The organism is Microcoleus sp. T3_A4 (assembly GCF_036700465.1).
Taxonomy (GTDB): Bacteria; Cyanobacteriota; Cyanobacteriia; order Cyanobacteriales; family Microcoleaceae; genus Microcoleus.
On record NZ_JAUBOY010000046.1, the window covers coordinates 14,566 to 29,888 of the forward strand.

Annotated in this window: 11 protein-coding genes; 3 read left to right on the top strand and 8 right to left on the bottom strand. The window is 45.7% G+C overall.

Translation table 11 applies throughout. The features are described from left to right. Positions 1 to 148: 148 nt before the first annotated feature. From miaB to nfi, 7 genes are all read right to left on the bottom strand, one after another. Positions 149 to 1,489, bottom strand: coding sequence for a tRNA (N6-isopentenyl adenosine(37)-C2)-methylthiotransferase MiaB (miaB, locus tag QUA07_RS23125; protein ID WP_333329722.1), 1,341 nt, complete (start codon positions 1,487 to 1,489; stop codon positions 149 to 151). A gap of 196 nt (positions 1,490 to 1,685) precedes the next feature. Beyond that, on the bottom strand, positions 1,686 to 2,837 hold the full coding sequence (locus tag QUA07_RS23130) for a DNA cytosine methyltransferase (protein ID WP_333329725.1): 1,152 nt from the start codon (positions 2,835 to 2,837) through the stop codon (positions 1,686 to 1,688). A gap of 119 nt (positions 2,838 to 2,956) precedes the next feature. After that, a complete protein-coding gene (locus QUA07_RS23135; protein ID WP_333329728.1) occupies positions 2,957 to 3,385 on the bottom strand; it encodes a hypothetical protein in 429 nt (142 codons plus the stop codon). Between the two features lie 149 nt (positions 3,386 to 3,534). Further along, on the bottom strand, positions 3,535 to 5,538 hold the full coding sequence (locus QUA07_RS23140) for an FHA domain-containing protein (RefSeq protein ID WP_333329731.1): 2,004 nt from the start codon (positions 5,536 to 5,538) through the stop codon (positions 3,535 to 3,537). 236 nt (positions 5,539 to 5,774) lie between these two features. Then, entirely contained in the window at positions 5,775 to 6,302 is a 528-nt protein-coding gene (locus tag QUA07_RS23145; protein ID WP_333329734.1) for an FHA domain-containing protein, read from the bottom strand. 478 nt (positions 6,303 to 6,780) lie between these two features. After that, positions 6,781 to 7,011: a KGG domain-containing protein gene (locus QUA07_RS23150; RefSeq protein WP_333083789.1), complete on the bottom strand. Its 231-nt coding sequence runs from the start codon at positions 7,009 to 7,011 to the stop codon at positions 6,781 to 6,783. 458 nt (positions 7,012 to 7,469) lie between these two features. Beyond that, complete coding sequence (gene nfi / locus QUA07_RS23155; RefSeq protein ID WP_333329737.1) at positions 7,470 to 8,117, bottom strand: deoxyribonuclease V; 648 nt, start codon at positions 8,115 to 8,117, stop codon at positions 7,470 to 7,472. Between the two features lie 728 nt (positions 8,118 to 8,845). Here nfi and QUA07_RS23160 point away from each other — a divergent pair. The 3 genes from QUA07_RS23160 to QUA07_RS23170 all read left to right on the top strand — a co-directional run bounded on the left by QUA07_RS23160 (position 8,846) and on the right by QUA07_RS23170 (position 13,810). Beyond that, positions 8,846 to 9,679 (top strand): prohibitin family protein, encoded by an 834-nt coding sequence (locus QUA07_RS23160; protein ID WP_333083791.1) that lies wholly within the window; start codon positions 8,846 to 8,848, stop codon positions 9,677 to 9,679. Between the two features lie 273 nt (positions 9,680 to 9,952). Continuing rightward, a complete protein-coding gene (locus QUA07_RS23165; protein WP_333329741.1) occupies positions 9,953 to 12,964 on the top strand; it encodes an EAL domain-containing protein in 3,012 nt (1,003 codons plus the stop codon). 129 nt (positions 12,965 to 13,093) lie between these two features. Continuing rightward, positions 13,094 to 13,810 (top strand): Uma2 family endonuclease, encoded by a 717-nt coding sequence (locus QUA07_RS23170; protein ID WP_333253486.1) that lies wholly within the window; start codon positions 13,094 to 13,096, stop codon positions 13,808 to 13,810. Positions 13,811 to 13,869: 59 nt separating this feature from the next. Here QUA07_RS23170 and QUA07_RS23175 read toward each other — a convergent pair whose 3' ends face one another. Beyond that, positions 13,870 to 15,318, bottom strand: coding sequence for a DUF1802 family protein (locus QUA07_RS23175; protein ID WP_333253489.1), 1,449 nt, complete (start codon positions 15,316 to 15,318; stop codon positions 13,870 to 13,872). Positions 15,319 to 15,323: the final 5 nt, after the last annotated feature.

Consider the following 15,323-nt stretch of genomic DNA (forward strand, 5'->3'; position numbering starts at 1 on the left):
ACTAAGGCACATACGAACCGCTTTAAGACTACTTATCTCCTCCCTTCCACTCTTCCTCTGTGTCCTCTGCGCTCTCTGCGGTAAAAAAAATTACATCTTCTTAGAAGAGTTCACCAGTAAGCCGTCCCCTATCTCATTCCGGTGCTATTTAAAGCATTTCCCCTGTCAAACTAAAAGCGCGAATATCTGTAATTTTAACCCGCACAATTTTACCCGCCAATTCTGCAATATCGCCCTTAAAAAATGTGAGACGATTGCCGCGAGTGCGTCCCATCACCTGAGTTGGATCTTTGAGATTCTGGACTTCCACCAAAACCTCTTCAGTGCGTCCGAAATAGCGCTGCGATCGTTCCATCGCTGTTGTTGTGACTACATGATTGATTCGTTGCAGGCGATCGGCTTTCACCTCCTCACTCAACTGATTTTCCCACAAAGCCGCAGGCGTCCCAGGGCGAGGCGAATAAGCCGCAGTATTCACCAAATCGAAACCAACGTCTTCGATTAACTTCAAAGTCTTCTCAAACTGGGCTTCCGTCTCCCCAGGAAAACCGACAATCGCATCCGCAGTAATCGAAGCATCGGGCATATAACGGCGAATGGTATCAATAATTCGGTGGTATTTTTCCTGAGTATAACCCCGCGACATTGCCTTCAAAATATCATTATCTCCCGACTGAAAAGGAATGTGAAAATGTTCGCAAACCTGCGGTAATTCAGCACAAGCCTTAATCAATCTTTCCGTAAAATAGCGCGGGTGGCTAGTAGCAAATCTGAGGCGATCGACACCAGGCACATCCTGCACAAAATAAAGCAAATCCGTCAAAGTATGCTGGTTGCTGCCGTCCGGTTTTGTCCCCGGCAAATCGCGTCCGTAAGCATCAATATTTTGCCCCAACAAAGTTACTTCCTTGTAACCTTGACGGCCCAAATCTTCCATCTCAGCGCGAATTGCCTCCGGCATTCGCGACTGTTCAACCCCGCGAACATTCGGGACAACACAATAAGTGCAGCGTTCATTACAGCCGTAAATTACATTCACCCAAGCAGTCACCTTGCTGTCGCGGCGCGGCTTAGTAATATCTTCCATAATCTCAACAGCTTCAGTGGCCACAACTTGATTGCCCTCAAAAACTTGTTCCAGCAAATCTTCAAGTCGGTTAGCGTGTTGTGGCCCCATTACTAAGTCTAATTCCGGCACTCTCCGCAGCAGCGCTTCACCTTCCTGCTGCGCCACGCATCCAGCTACAATTAAAGTTAAACCCGGTTCTTGGCGCTTGCGATGAGCTTGCCTTCCGAGGTTAGAATAAACTCTTTGTTCGGCATTATCGCGAATTGTGCAAGTATTGTAGAGAATCAAGCTAGCTTCGTTCGGGTCTTCCGAGAACTCAAAGCCCATATTTTCCAGAATGCCGGCCATCCGTTCCGAGTCGGCTTTATTCATCTGGCATCCGAAAGTAGTGATGTGATAGCGGCGGGGTTTAACGGTCATGGCGAATTGCAGGCAAATAAAAAATATAGGTTTTTAACCTTAACAATTTATTATAACACTTCTATGTTAAACGAGATACGTCGGGTTATTGGGAATTTTAGTAATTGTAGGGTACGCAATGCGCCCCTTAGCACTACAAAGACTTTTAGATACCCGACAAATTCGGCGAAGTCTGGTATCTGGGTATTCGGTTTTTTTAGTTAGATAAAAACTGTAAGATTGTTTTGGCAATACCTTGTGCAGCCAAATAAGGAACCCCATTGCCAACAGTTTTAAACATATTAGTCAACGTCATCTTTTCCGGCAGTGCAAAATCTTTTGGCAGTGACTGAATAGCCAGGGTTTCTGCAACAGAAAGCCGGCGAAGTTTGTAAGGGTGCAAGTGAACTTCGTTATTGCCGTAACAAGCTGTCGGGGAATAACGCCACCGGTGCAATCGCTTGAAAGATTTTTTTGAATCATCTCCTTCATCAACGGAAGCAAACCGCTTAATGCCTGCTTTGGGTTGAAAATAGTGTTTGGCATTGGGATGGTTGAGAACGTCATTTTTTTGGAACCAAAATTCTACCGTTAAATCTTGGGGAATGCCATCAGGACAAGGCAGGAAACCATCCTCTACAAAGGCTGTTCTATCAAGCCAAAGATGAGAAAAAATTTCTGATTTGGGATATAATATCTGACTTTCCCAAGGAAATAAACTTTCGGATAACATTTGGCTTTTTTTCTCTAGGGAAATACCCAGATTTTTGACAAGGGTTTTTCTAAACCCAATCAAAATAATTCTATCCCTATCTTGCGGGACACCATATTCTATCGCATTAATTAAACGTTCGGCAAAAACGTATCCCGAATCAGCCAACTGATTTTTGAGCGCGTCGTAAAAAGCTTTATGTTTTTTTGTTCTCCACAAACCTTTGACATTTTCAAATAAAAAGAAATCTGGCTGCTGCTGACAAATCAATTCAATGTATGAAGCTGAAAGTTGACCTTTATCTCCTTCCCCACCTCGGTTTTTGCCACCAATAGAAAAGTCAGGACAAGGCGGCCCCGCGATAAATCCCACAATATCGTGATGCTTGCGGGCATCCTGCATCAATTCCCGCAGGCGAAAAGCTGGTTCTCCCCCTACAAGTCGAGTTACATCTGCTTCCTCTTCTTCGCCATATCCGTATTCTGGTAGCGGCAAATTCATGCACTGCCGAGAATAGCGGTATGCTTGCATGAAAGGTGGGAAAATTTCATTGACATACGCTACATTAAAGCCGATCGACTCAAAGCCCAAATCGAGCAAGCCAGAACCCGAAAAAAATGAGAATATACAGGGGATGGGGAATTGGGAATTGGGCATGGGAATTGGGAATGGGTAATTGGTAATTGACCGGGGCGGGTTTATGAAATTATTAATTTGAGGCGATTATTATTTGTAAAACCCGCCCCTACAGGCATCACAAAAATCACACAATATTATTACAACCATTGACCACCTCGGAAACGCCAGTGGGGAAACAAAATCCGCATCAGTGTTTGGGATGCCAGATAAATAGCCAGCCACACTAAACTATAATGCAAAGCAAAAGCTCCCAAGTCAAAATCTTGTGCAGGTATCCCCGGCAAACCGATAATTTTGATTAAAAATAACACAAAAAGTGCTTCCCAAATCCCAGCGAGTAATTGAAACGCGCCGGGCCAATCTCGATCCCAGCGGAACTGTTGGATGTAAATATATAAAGCATCCCAGCCGATGCCAAAAATCGCTACATACCCTAAAATCCAGAAAAAGACTGAGCCTGATTGGGAGGTAATTAAACCTAGAAAAAATGGCAATGTTGCTAAAACGCCTACAGTTGCAAATAATAATATTCGAGTTTGCCATCGACCAAATAATGTGGGAGTCATGCGATTTTAGATTTTAGATTTTAGATTTTAGATTACATGGCAAAATTGTTCGATTTTGAATTGAGATTTTAGATTTTAGTTTGAAAGCAAAGCTTGTTTAAATCTATTAAATCCCCTACATTGCTTGTTGCCGAACTTCCTCCTTCAAGTTAGTCGGGAGATTTATTAAAAATCCATTTCAACCACTGCACAAACGATCGCCAAACGCTCAATTTCCGCACACCAGCAACTCGGTTGGCGGCCAGACTTTCAACCGCTCGCAAGGCGGCGTATTGCAAGCCCAAAAAACTGTCTACCGGCGCGTAAGGCCCCCCCAAAGTAATCGCGCCTGCTGCGTATACCCGGCCTTCTGTGTTGCTAGCAGAAGAATTTCGCAATTCGGGCACTTCAAAATCCTTGTTAACACTCAGCCGGCCCAAACCGTTGAGGGGAAGATTATATTGAGCTACCAAATCGTTTAACAAGGGACTGGTTTTTACCTTAGCGTCCAAACCCGTAGCATCAATAATAAAATCAGCTTCTAACTTAATTTGCCCTTTAAGTTCCTTCTCCTGAATGTACGTCACCGTGCGGTTTTGACTGTCGCGCTCGACTCGCTCGACTTCCCCGAAGGTAATTTGATACCATCCTTGACTTAAGCCTTCTTTGACAATCCGCCGCCAGTCGCTGCGCTGGGCTGTGGTAGTGCCGCCCCAGTCGGTGAGCAACTGCGGCCGCAATTCCGGGGCGGCTTGTTCCAAAAGTACGCGGAGTTCCCCGCCCCAGCAAGCTTTCGGCCAGTTGAAAGGTTGAAATTCGTAGTGATTTTCGACTCTTCGCTCAGCGAGTTTAAATTTGTTACCTTGAGGTTTGGGCGATCGCATCAAATGCAATACTTGAATGTTGCCGTTCCGCTGTCGCGCTTCGTAAATTCGCTGCACCACCCGCGAAGCCACAATTCCCCGGCCTCTAATTAACACGCTGCCGCCCCTAGCCTCCAATTTTTCGTAAACGCCGTCGTGGCTTTCGTAAGCGTTGACAACCAACTCAAAATCCTGGGTTTTTTCGCGGTAAGCTTGCAAATCTGGCAAAAATTGAATGGCGGGATAGCCGGTGGCTAAGTGTACGTATTTGGCGATTAAAAAAGCGTGGTCGCGGTGATCCGCATTCGATCGAGAATAAGCGATCGCGTACCTGCCGTCATCTGTTTTGCGAATTCCCCGCACTCTACCGTAGCGAAACATCTGATTCCACCCAATTCGATCGACTTCCCTGTCAATAGAATCAAACACATTCCCCGCGCGAGGCGTATAAGTTTCGGCAAAAGTCGGTTCAGCAAACACCTGCCACATCAACTTCAACGACATCCCCAAACGCCCTTTGAGCAATTCCTGCCAAGCTTCCCGCAAAGCATAGGGAGGCCACCCCCAAATGTTGTCTGGACAAGAGTCAGAATTCGAGCGTAGGCGTTCCCGCAGCGGAATTTGAGAATTTAGGCACAGACGCAGATAGCGGGCGTAAGGCTGGTTTTCCATGCCCAAAACCGCAATTCGATCGGTTTTCACACCGCAAATTCTCAGCAAATCCACCCAAATAAAGCTGCCCAAACCGCCACCAACGGCAGCCCAATCTACTTCTGCCACAGGGAGTCCCATAGATTGGAGCGATCGCATTGACACTTGAGAAGCGTGCAAAAATGCGATCGGCGGAAATTCTCCCCTACTACTTGTTTGAGAAACCTGCGACATTATTTGCGGCCCCAACGCGGGGTCTGGCCCATTGGTCTGCGGGTTAAAGAAAATGTGAGAATTGACCGACGGCGTTTCTAGGGAATTAACAGCAAAAGAAATGCCGATCGCGTAGGGCCCAACTTGCAGCATATCCCCGTTTGCCAGCACGCAACGGGTTTGGCGAATGCCGTTAACAAAAGTACCGTTGCGGCTACCCGTGTCAGTAAGTAAAATACTGTTACCTTCGCTGCCAATCACTGCATGAAAGCGAGAAACTTGACTGCTGCTGAGGGCAATTCGAGAAACTCGTTTCCCGTTGATAGTGGCGGGCATAGCTTCAAAAATTCGTCCCAAAGCGATGGGTAAGTCGAGTATGGGGGATCGACAATCCCCCGTAGGTGTATCTGTCCAAGTCAGTCGCAGGCGCAAGGGTTGAGAATTCATGATTATTTTTTAAACATCAGCCATCGGCTTTGAGCTTTCTGCAAAAAAAGATTTTTGAAGTTGAGAGTGTTTAGCGGATAGCCCCATTTTCCCTTTTTCTCATATGTGGCACCATTGTCAATTAGCCTTTTATGAACAGGCTTTTCGGCCTGTTCCACAAGAAAATTCACTCTTTGTGGAACAGGCCGAAAAGCCTGTTAAGCGAGAATGGTGCAAGATGTGAGTTTTTCAAACTTTCACGGAGAGATCATCACACTCGCCGCCGCCGCCAAAGAAGTACCGCACCACGGACACCCCGCATTCAACTGTGCGTAAGGCGCAATTCGGCTGCATTTGGGACACTGCAAACCATATTTTGAAGACCCCGTCGGCTGAAAGTTACCAGGTGCGGGAGGCCCCAGCAAAACTGTCTGGGGCGCGGCTACCTGCACCTCCGTGACATTTACCACCTCGATTTGCACTTGCCCTAAATGGATGTGGCTTCCCAATTTCAATTTTGCTTCGCCTTGGGCGAGAATTTTCCCATCTACCAGGGGCGGATTGCTTTCGCGCAAATTCCGCACTGCATACTCCTGCAATTCCTGATTAAACAATATTTCAACGTGCAGCCCCGATACGCTGGGATGCGAAAATACTAGATCGCACTTCGCCGGATCGCGCCCTAGCCTCACGGTTCCCGGATTTTTGCTCGGCTGTCCGTTTTGAATTGTTCGAGTTTGACGCACCCCAGCTTCTGTCCATGCTAAAGTTAGCTGGTTTGTCATGATTGTATAGTTTGCTCAAAAATATAATAAAAAAATATTAGCTGATTTATTTTGAGGAAGGAGTTCCTCACCAAAAAACTTAATTAGAATTATTGACGCCGACTCGATCGCACTTCTAAAAATATTATGTGCACCTATACAAAAAAGCCCTGACTTCGGGGCTTTTAGTGCTCCTATTGGCTTTTTTTGAGAGACTTAATGGCGCTTGTCAGCTTTTGTTTCCCGCAAAAATATTGACCGCAGTGCAGCTTCGTTAAAAAATTGCTGTTCAAGATTTGCCAGCGATTGCTAACAACTAATTCCTGGGGGGTTTTCACCTTGGCGAGGCTGTTGTGCGCTAGTGACGAATTTTGGAGGTTGGGCGATCGAACTACCTCGGTAACTTCGATCGCCCCCCTCCTCAAACGTTTACTGTCCTAGTGGTATCTCTCACGCTGCAACTATGCAATCTTTCATTACAGGGCCAGCCTTGAGAGACTTAAGCTTCGCTCTTGCGGCTTTTCCGACCGCCTTCGCGACCAATTTGAGCCATATGTTCACGATTTCTGCTGACAGCTTCGCCACCTTTTTGACCAGCTTGTCTGGCTTCTTCAGAGGTGAATTCGTGTGCAGTTCCTTTCTCGTGTGCAGCTTTTCCGCCTTTGCTAGCAATTGCGCGCTGTTTTTCTGCATCCATAGAAGCGAATCCGCGTTTGCTTTTCTCAGCCATGACTGTCTCCTTGTTTTTTTCTGATTTTTTAGCTCGATCGCGCCTTCGCCTCCCACTGTCGTGGTTACTCCCAGTCAGTGGTGAGATATCCGACGGTAAATTATGAAACCTCATCAGACGAATCTAAGCTTTTGGTTTAACTCGCAGAATGAATATTTCATAACTTACAAATGTGAACTAAAAATAGTTCACGCCCGGGCACTATAGTTAGAGCCGCCAATTTTTTAAGCTGGTTACTGTCTTTCAATCATTCTATAAACCCCCCAACTTTTATACCTCTTTCTCAGGTATAGTCATTCTTTAGTTCGCTGGAAGGATGGAACCGAAAGCTGATTGGCAGTAGACTCATAGGATTTTTCGACTTAACCGCGCCCCCTCAAAAATTAAAAGTCCAAAGACGGATGCTTTTTTGGTCTTTTTACTTTTTTTTTGAGGCATTCCGCGCTTGCCACTGATCCCTATGTTAGTTGGTCTGCCGATCGAGTTGTTTCTGGTAAGCGATATTTTGGGGCGCAGCGCAGCACGTACTCGATCGCACTTATCAAGTTTACCTTATGACCTATCGAAACATACATCGGTTTTACCCCTGTTTGCGTCCTTAGCGCTGCGCCTACCGTTGATCCCTCTAGCTGCAAGGGTTGCCAACTGCCCCGGTCGAGTCCGACTTCTGAATGTTCTCCAATAAATCGATTTTTGGCAACTCCGATCGTGGGAATCCCGGTCAACACCCCCAAATGGCACGCAAGACCGAATCTGCGGGGATGGGCTAGTCCTTGACCGTCGCACAATATCAAGTCTGGCCTCAAACTGATATTTTCTAAAGCTTCGAGAACTGCAGGCACTTCTCGAAAAGACAGGAAACCCGGAATATAAGGAAAAGTTGTAGGACTGCGAACCACAGCTTGCTGCTGCAATTGCAAGTCTGGAAAGCTCAGAACTGTTACAGCGGCCCGCGATACGTCGTTTGCACTGTCGTAGCCGACATCTACACCGGCGACGTACCGAACTGTGTCCAGTTGATTTTCGGTAATTACCTCTGACCGAAGCTGTTCTTGAATGGCGATCGCCTCTTCAACTGTCTGCGGCCAAGGGTGTCGCTGCAACATCTTGATTTCTCTTCAACCGTTCTCATCTAAGCTTAACTTATTTTCGGGCATTTTTAAACTCAGATTTTTATCGTTTTTCGCTACAAATTCCCAACTTGCCCAAGGAGTCTTTTTTTCTACTCAGGAGGGTTGAGCAAGTCGGGCAGATGCCAATTCTACAAATAGAGTCTGTAGGTCGGAGAGTGAAATTCTATCTTTCGTGGCTTGCAGCAACCCGCAAAGGTTTTTGTGGCACGCACCTGCCATTTACCATTAAAATTTACCCAAAAATTAGCTGTTCAATTCTGATTTTTTCGCTTTCTAGAAAGCTTTCTCTTTCCGATCGCCATTTGATCGCTTGTCAAAGAGCGATCGAGCTATCTATCTACTTCTGCTTTATCTAAAAAAATCCACTTTGTCAAGATAATTGAAACATTTATTCATCAATAATCTCACCCAGCTATAGCAATCCTAAATCATTTGTGAATTTCTTACTCCCTCCCCGAACCCGCGGGGAGGGTTGGGGTAGGGTCAAAATTTACGACTCCTGCAAGGATTGCTATACAAGTGCCATTGTTCATCCCCGTTCATCGAGCTAAGAGGTTCCCACACCCTCACAACTATATGACTTTTATGAAAAAAAAATAAAATAATTTATGAGGTGTTGCACCATTAACATGAAGTTATAATTTTAGATAATATCGAATATAAAACTAACATCAAGTAACACAACATAGGTGAATCAACATATGAAAACCGTGCAAAGTGTTCAGTACAACCTAGCTCTCTACTTAGTCGGTGGCATCGTCTTCATCATCGCTGCCTTAATTTTAAGACCTTTTGCCCTCGTCGGCGCAGGAGAACGGGGCGTCATGATGCGCTTCGGGAAAGTTCAAGACGTGATTTTAGATGAAGGCATCCACCCGATTTTACCGATCTTCACCTCTGTAAAAACTCTCAGCGTGCGGGTACAAAAAACAGATTTGAAAGCAGATGCAGCATCCAAAGATTTGCAAAGCATTACTACAGATTTGGCAGTCAACTGGAATGTTGACCCCGCCAAAGTTAATCAAGTTTTTCAACAAGTGGGAGACGAAGAACAAATTGTTACCAGCATTCTGAGTCCGGCAATTTCGGAAGTTCTCAAAGCAGCAACTTCTAAAAAAACCGCAGAAGAAATTATCACTAAGCGCACGGAACTCAAAACAGAAATCGACAACAGCCTCAAAAAACGTTTGGAACCTTACGGCGTCATCGTCAGAGATGTTTCGTTAATAAATTTTGGCTTTTCTCCAGAATTTAGCAAAGCCATTGAATCCAAACAAATAGCCGAACAAGAAGCTAAACAAGCAGAATTTACAGTTCAAAAAGCAACCCAAGATGCTCAAGCTGAAATTAACCGTGCTAAAGGTAAAGCTGAAGCTCAACGCTTGCAGCGGCAAACTTTAACAGCCGAAATTTTGCAGCAGCAAGCAATTGAAAAATGGAACGGCCAGTTTCCGACAGTAATGGGAGGAGGCGGAACTTTGCCATTAATTAATATTGCGCCGCCGACTTCTCAAGCTGCAACTCCTGCTAAATAAGCTGCTGCAGATCATGATTGCCAGGGCGCGGGGAGAAGGGGAGAGGGGGAGAGAGTCTGAGGGGGAGAAGAATGGAGGGTTTGTCACAGCAGAAGTGAAGATGTGCTTTTTTAAATGCCGAACAGCAAGGGTACAAAATACAACTAACCACTAAGTAAGGTGAAATCCCGCTTACTTAAATGTGGAGATACAATTTGCGTTGCGCGAGTCCTGAAAAACGTTAGAGTAAGAAACAACTCGGAAATTGTAAAGGTTTGCTTGAAAGTTCGGCTGATGGGAGATCGGGAGAACCAGTCAATTTCTAATTTAGGTGAAGTGGGGGATGTCGGCGATCGCCATACTGCATCAGAAGCCCTGTGGCTACGCGATCGAGCTTTGGCCGCTACTAGCAGCGGCATTGTCATTGCTGACGCCAATGCACCCGACTGTCCCATAATTTATTGCAATCCGGCTTTTGAACGGATGACAGGTTACGGTGCGAGTGAAATCTTGGGGCGCAATTGCCGATTTTTGCAAGGCCCGGATACCGATCGAACTACTGTAGCTAAAATCCGCGAAGCCTTGCGCCAAGGTCGAGAAATCCAGACAACAATTAAAAATTACCGCAAAGACGGCACTCCTTTTTGGAGCAAATTATCGCTATCTCCCGTGCGAGACGACAACGCTAATTTGACTCACTTCGTAGGAGTTCAATCTGACTTGTCGGAACCAATATGTGAAGTATACGAAGCATTGCAGCAAGCTAACGACCAACTGCAAACGATTTTGGAAGCAGTTCCGGGCACAGTATCTTGGATTAGCTCGGATTTTCGCTATTTGGGGGTTAACCAGCACTTAGCCAAACTGCATGGTTTGCCGCCTTCGGCTTTTGTTGGTCAAGATATTGGTTTTCTGGGCGCTAGCTCGGATTTTAACTCTTTTGTGGTGGAGTTTTTTGCCGGTGACGCTACCGAAGCGGTTAAAGAACTCAGCGTTAAGGTACAAACCGACGAGGGACAGTCCGAGGGATACTATTTGATTGTGGCTCAAAAGTACGATGAGGGCAAAGCAGCTTGTCTGGTAGGGATTGACATTACCGAGCGCAAGCGGGCAGAAGAAGCTCTGGTGCTGACTCGCAAGGCGGTGGAAAGTTCGAGTGACGCGATCGGCATCAGCGATGCGAACGGCACTCACATCTATCAAAATCAAGCGTTTTCTCAGCTATTTGAATGGGACACGGCAGAGGAATTTAAACTAGCCGGAGGTATATCGGCAGTTTTTGCTGACCCCGCAGTCGCCCAGGAGGTACTCGACACGATCGCCCAAGGTTATTCTTGGTTTGGTGAAATTACCAACTGCACTAAAAGCGGTCAAACTTTGCAAGTTTTGCTGCGGGCAGATGCTATTAAAGACCGCACAGGGAAAATTGTCGGTCTGATTTACATGAATACCGATATTACCGACCAGAAGCGCACGGAACAAGAGCTGCGACAAAGCGAGAAGCGCTTTCGATCGTTGATTGAAAATGCTAGAGACATTATTGTGATTCTCGACGAGAAAGGCTTTTGCCGCTATGTCTCTCCTTCCCTAGAGCGGATTTTGGGCTACCCGACGGCGGAAGTGCTCGGCAGATCAATATTTGACTTGATTCACCCTGACGAATTGCTGATAGTGGATCAAGTGTTCAAAGGTATCATGCAAAGGCCCAGAGTTAGCCTGGGAATGGCGGAATACCGAGTGCAGCACAAGGACGGTTCCTGGTGCGTGTTGGAAGCGGTGGCGACGAATTTGCTCAACGAACCTTCGGTGCGGGGAATTGTGGTCAACTGTCACGACGTGACTGAGCGCAAGATGGCTGAAGAACAATTGTTGCACGATGCTTTGCACGATGCGCTGACGGAGTTGCCGAACCGTGCTTTGTTGACTGACAGGTTGGGGCAAGCTTTTGCCCGCGCCCAACGGCATCCGAGCGAGCAGTTTGCGGTGCTGTTTCTGGATTTGGACAGGTTTAAGGTGATTAATGACAGTCAGGGACACCGCACGGGCGATCGACTGTTGGTGGCTGTGGCTCGCCGTCTCTTGACTTGTTTGCGGCCAGGGGATACGGTGGCTCGTCTAGGGGGAGATGAGTTTGTGATTTTGCTTGAGGAAATTAAAGGTGTTGATGAGGCGATCGCCCAAGCAAAGGCAATTCTCAAAACGATCGAACGACCGCTTTATTTGGAAGGTAATAAAGTTTTAATTACTGCTAGCATCGGCATTGCTTTGAGTACCGACAAATATCAGTGGCCGGGAGATATTTTGCGCGATGCTGATATTGCAATGTACCGCGCGAAAGCTCTCGGTAAAGCTCGCTACGAAGTTTTTACCCGTGCGATGCACACTCAGGCTGTGGCTTTGATGCACTTGGAACATGATTTGCGGGAGTCGGTTGAAGAACTAAATTTGAAATATTCGATAGTGGATTTCGCCTGTGGGACGGCGGCAGAAAACTCGCCCATGAGTGAAATTGATCGGAGATTGGAGCGTCCGAAGTCGCAAGTGACTGCTTTAAAATTGGAATGTCCTTTTACTGTTTATTATCAGCCGATCGTTAGTTTGAAAACTGGTTCAGTTATCGGATTTGAGGCGCTGGTGCGCTGGCTGCACCCGGAACGGGGTTTAGTTTCCCCGATGGAATTTATTGCGATGGCGGAGGAAACTGGGTTAATTATGCCTTTGGGTTTGTGGGTTTTGAACGAAAGCTGTCGCCAAATTATTCAGTGGCAGAGTTTGAATTTACCTGTGGGAAATTCGCGGCTGACTGTAGCAGTAAATCTTTCGGGGAGGCAGTTTTCGGAACCGGAATCCATCGAGCAAATTAAGCAAGTTTTGCAGGAAACGGGTGTTGATGCTCGCTGTTTGAAGTTGGAGATTACTGAGACTGTGGTGATGGAAGATGGGGAAGCGGCGGCGGCGATGCTTTCGCAGTTGAGAGATTTGGGGATTGATTTGTGCATTGATGATTTTGGCACTGGTTATTCGTCTCTGAGTTATTTGCACAAGTTCCCGATTAATATTTTGAAGGTCGATCGCTCTTTTGTCAGTCGCATCGGGGAAACGGGCGAAAATTTGGAAATCGTGCGGGCGATCGTCATGCTGGCCCGCAGTTTGGGGATGGAGGTAGTGGCAGAAGGTGTCGAAACCGCCGTCCAATTGGCTCAACTGCGGGCGATCGGCTGCGAGTACGGTCAGGGATACTTTTTCTCTAAACCTCTCGACAGTGAGGCAGCTACAGCCTTGTTGAGGCGATCGCCCAAATGGTGAACTGAACTAAATATTTAACCGGATCAAATTGCTTGATTGTCAATAAGGGCGATCTTTTCGTACTCAATGCCTTGAGTGTTAAAATCAAAATTGAGTATAATAGAAAACTATCGAGATAGGTAAAAATATATGTCTCAATCTATTGTGCCAGCAGTCGAAGAAAAACAGCTCGATACTTCGCCGACATTAACTTTTGAAGAATACCGATTTTATCAAGGAGAATCTGATGTAAAATATGAACTGTACAAAGGCAAATTAATCCCGATGCCAACAGCAACAATTTTACACATCAAAATTTGCGAATATTTAGTTTACCAATTGCAGCGTTACCTAGCTGAACACAATCTCGACTTAGTAGTAAAAACGGGTCTTGGAGTGAGAACAGATGAAGATAAATCTCGGATTCCCGATGTAGTTGTCTGCACTCAAAGTCTTTTGGAACAAGCTGCTGCTAGACCCGGTGCAGGTATCCTCGAATTTGATGAAAAGCCGCTGTTAGTGGTAGAAGTAGTTAGCGAAAATCGCCGCGAAGATTACGTAATCAAACGCGGAGAATACGAATTAGCTAATGTGCCGGAATATTGCATAGTTGACCCTAAAATGGGCAAGCAAAAAATTCGGCTTTTTGCATTGATTGAAGGTGAAGATGGTTACACGTGTACAGATTTCTTGCCTGGTGAGGAAATGGAATCGGTAGTATTTCCCAATCTGAGATTATCAGTCACTGAAATTTTAGATCCGCCATTGGTGGAAGGGTTAATTAAGGCAGAACAAGCTCAATTGCAGAAAGCTGAAAGGTTGGCGGCGAGGTTGCGGGAATTGGGCGTAGATCCTGATGCTGTGTAGGAAATTGAATGAAGTACGTGAAGCGAAGCTATCCCGCAGGGAATCGCCCTTGACGTATCTCAATCATCTAGCGACAATTCGCGCAGGAAATAAAAGCGATCGCCCTCCGCATCACTTCCCTTTTCTCGCCCTAAGTAACCCGTCAGCGGTGAAGAAAGTTCGACTGTCACTTCATGCAATTGTTTTCGACTTAACAAAGGTTGAGGGGTATTTGAGTAGGCATAGACGCCGTAGAGTTCGCCAAATCCCACATTTTGAGATTGGGTTTTTTCCAAGTAATCTTTCACGAGTTGGACTAAGTGCGATCGCACTTTAATTTCTTGTTCAACTTGCTCAATATATTTAGCAACTTCATCATCTGATTGTCCCGGTTTTAAGTATTCTTTCAGTTTAAATAAGTCTACCGAGTTAGGATAGTTGCTTTGAAGTTTAACCAGTTTTTCAAGCGTCTCCGGGTTCATAATTGCCATACCGTGTACTTTTGCTGCATCCATAAGTTGAGTAGTTGGAACGCCCGGGCCAATAATCAACTTAGTTGCTTTTGCGAGGGTTTCTTTATCTTGGAGCCGTAGCGTTCCTAAATTCAGCAATTGAACTGCTGTATCATTAGGGATTTTTTTACCGGCTTTGCACTCGCCAACTAAGGGGTAAGGTTTTGAGCATAATAAATCTAAGCCACCAGCACCACCTTTGTGAGCATAATCTATGGTAAATCCCAAAAACTTAAGGCTATCGCGCACTACAATTTCAAAGTCTGTTCCTGCTCGATAGTTGCTTTTGTCTGTATCTAGTTCTTTGGTGCGATTTCCCAAAGCTGCTATAGTCTTTATCCAAGCTAAATCCGGTTTGATTGGTTTTACAGGCTTATCGCTACTCCAACCTAGAAACATTTTGATTTCTGCGTCTAGTTGTTTGGCTTTTGGGTTGGTGGTGGATAAATGCACTAATGCACTTTGCAACTCTTCCAATTCTGGATGTTCAGGAGGCTCTAGTTTTTCCAGCTTTTGACGGCGTTTGGCAAAGATAGACTCGCTCAACACAGGCGTTGAATCAGTAACATTTAGGGATTTTGGCAAAGGTACAAAATTGCCGCTGGGATGCACTGGCATTTCCAGTGGCTGAGGCAGTAAATAAACTCGCAGGTAAGCTACAAAAATATAAGGTTTTTCTAGGAGAGTTTGCTGTAATGCCTCTGTTTTCCAGACTGTTAACCGCGACAAAGCCTCTAATGATTCAGGCTCATTAACCATTTGGCACAATTCGCACCTAGCCCAAGCTTTGATCGAAACTTTATCTAAAATTACCAGGGGGAGTTCTAATTGACCTGAATCTGGAAACAAGCTCATTTGCTTAGGTTTCATCAAGGGCATATTAGAATTATCGGCAGGATACAAAGCAAATGTCCGCCCCGGATTCAGAAACATCCGAGGCATAGCTGCAATCATTCGTCCTTCGATTAAAGCCTCAATATCTGGAGCTGGTAGACGTAGAGCAATGTCAATCAACACTTATT

What these genes read in the sequence shown, in the direction of transcription:
- QUA07_RS23160 (WP_333083791.1), top strand. Translation starts at nt 8,846, where the DNA reads ATGAAAACCGTGCAAAGTGTTCAGTACAACCTAGCTCTCTACTTAGTC.
- QUA07_RS23170 (WP_333253486.1), top strand. Translation starts at nt 13,094, where the DNA reads ATGTCTCAATCTATTGTGCCAGCAGTCGAAGAAAAACAGCTCGATACT.
- QUA07_RS23150 (WP_333083789.1), bottom strand. Translation starts at nt 7,011, where the DNA reads ATGGCTGAGAAAAGCAAACGCGGATTCGCTTCTATGGATGCAGAAAAA.
- QUA07_RS23165 (WP_333329741.1), top strand. Translation starts at nt 9,953, where the DNA reads ATGGGAGATCGGGAGAACCAGTCAATTTCTAATTTAGGTGAAGTGGGG.
- QUA07_RS23130 (WP_333329725.1), bottom strand. Translation starts at nt 2,837, where the DNA reads ATGCCCAATTCCCAATTCCCCATCCCCTGTATATTCTCATTTTTTTCG.
- QUA07_RS23140 (WP_333329731.1), bottom strand. Translation starts at nt 5,538, where the DNA reads ATGAATTCTCAACCCTTGCGCCTGCGACTGACTTGGACAGATACACCT.
- QUA07_RS23135 (WP_333329728.1), bottom strand. Translation starts at nt 3,385, where the DNA reads ATGACTCCCACATTATTTGGTCGATGGCAAACTCGAATATTATTATTT.
- QUA07_RS23145 (WP_333329734.1), bottom strand. Translation starts at nt 6,302, where the DNA reads ATGACAAACCAGCTAACTTTAGCATGGACAGAAGCTGGGGTGCGTCAA.
- miaB (WP_333329722.1), bottom strand. Translation starts at nt 1,489, where the DNA reads ATGACCGTTAAACCCCGCCGCTATCACATCACTACTTTCGGATGCCAG.
- nfi (WP_333329737.1), bottom strand. Translation starts at nt 8,117, where the DNA reads ATGTTGCAGCGACACCCTTGGCCGCAGACAGTTGAAGAGGCGATCGCC.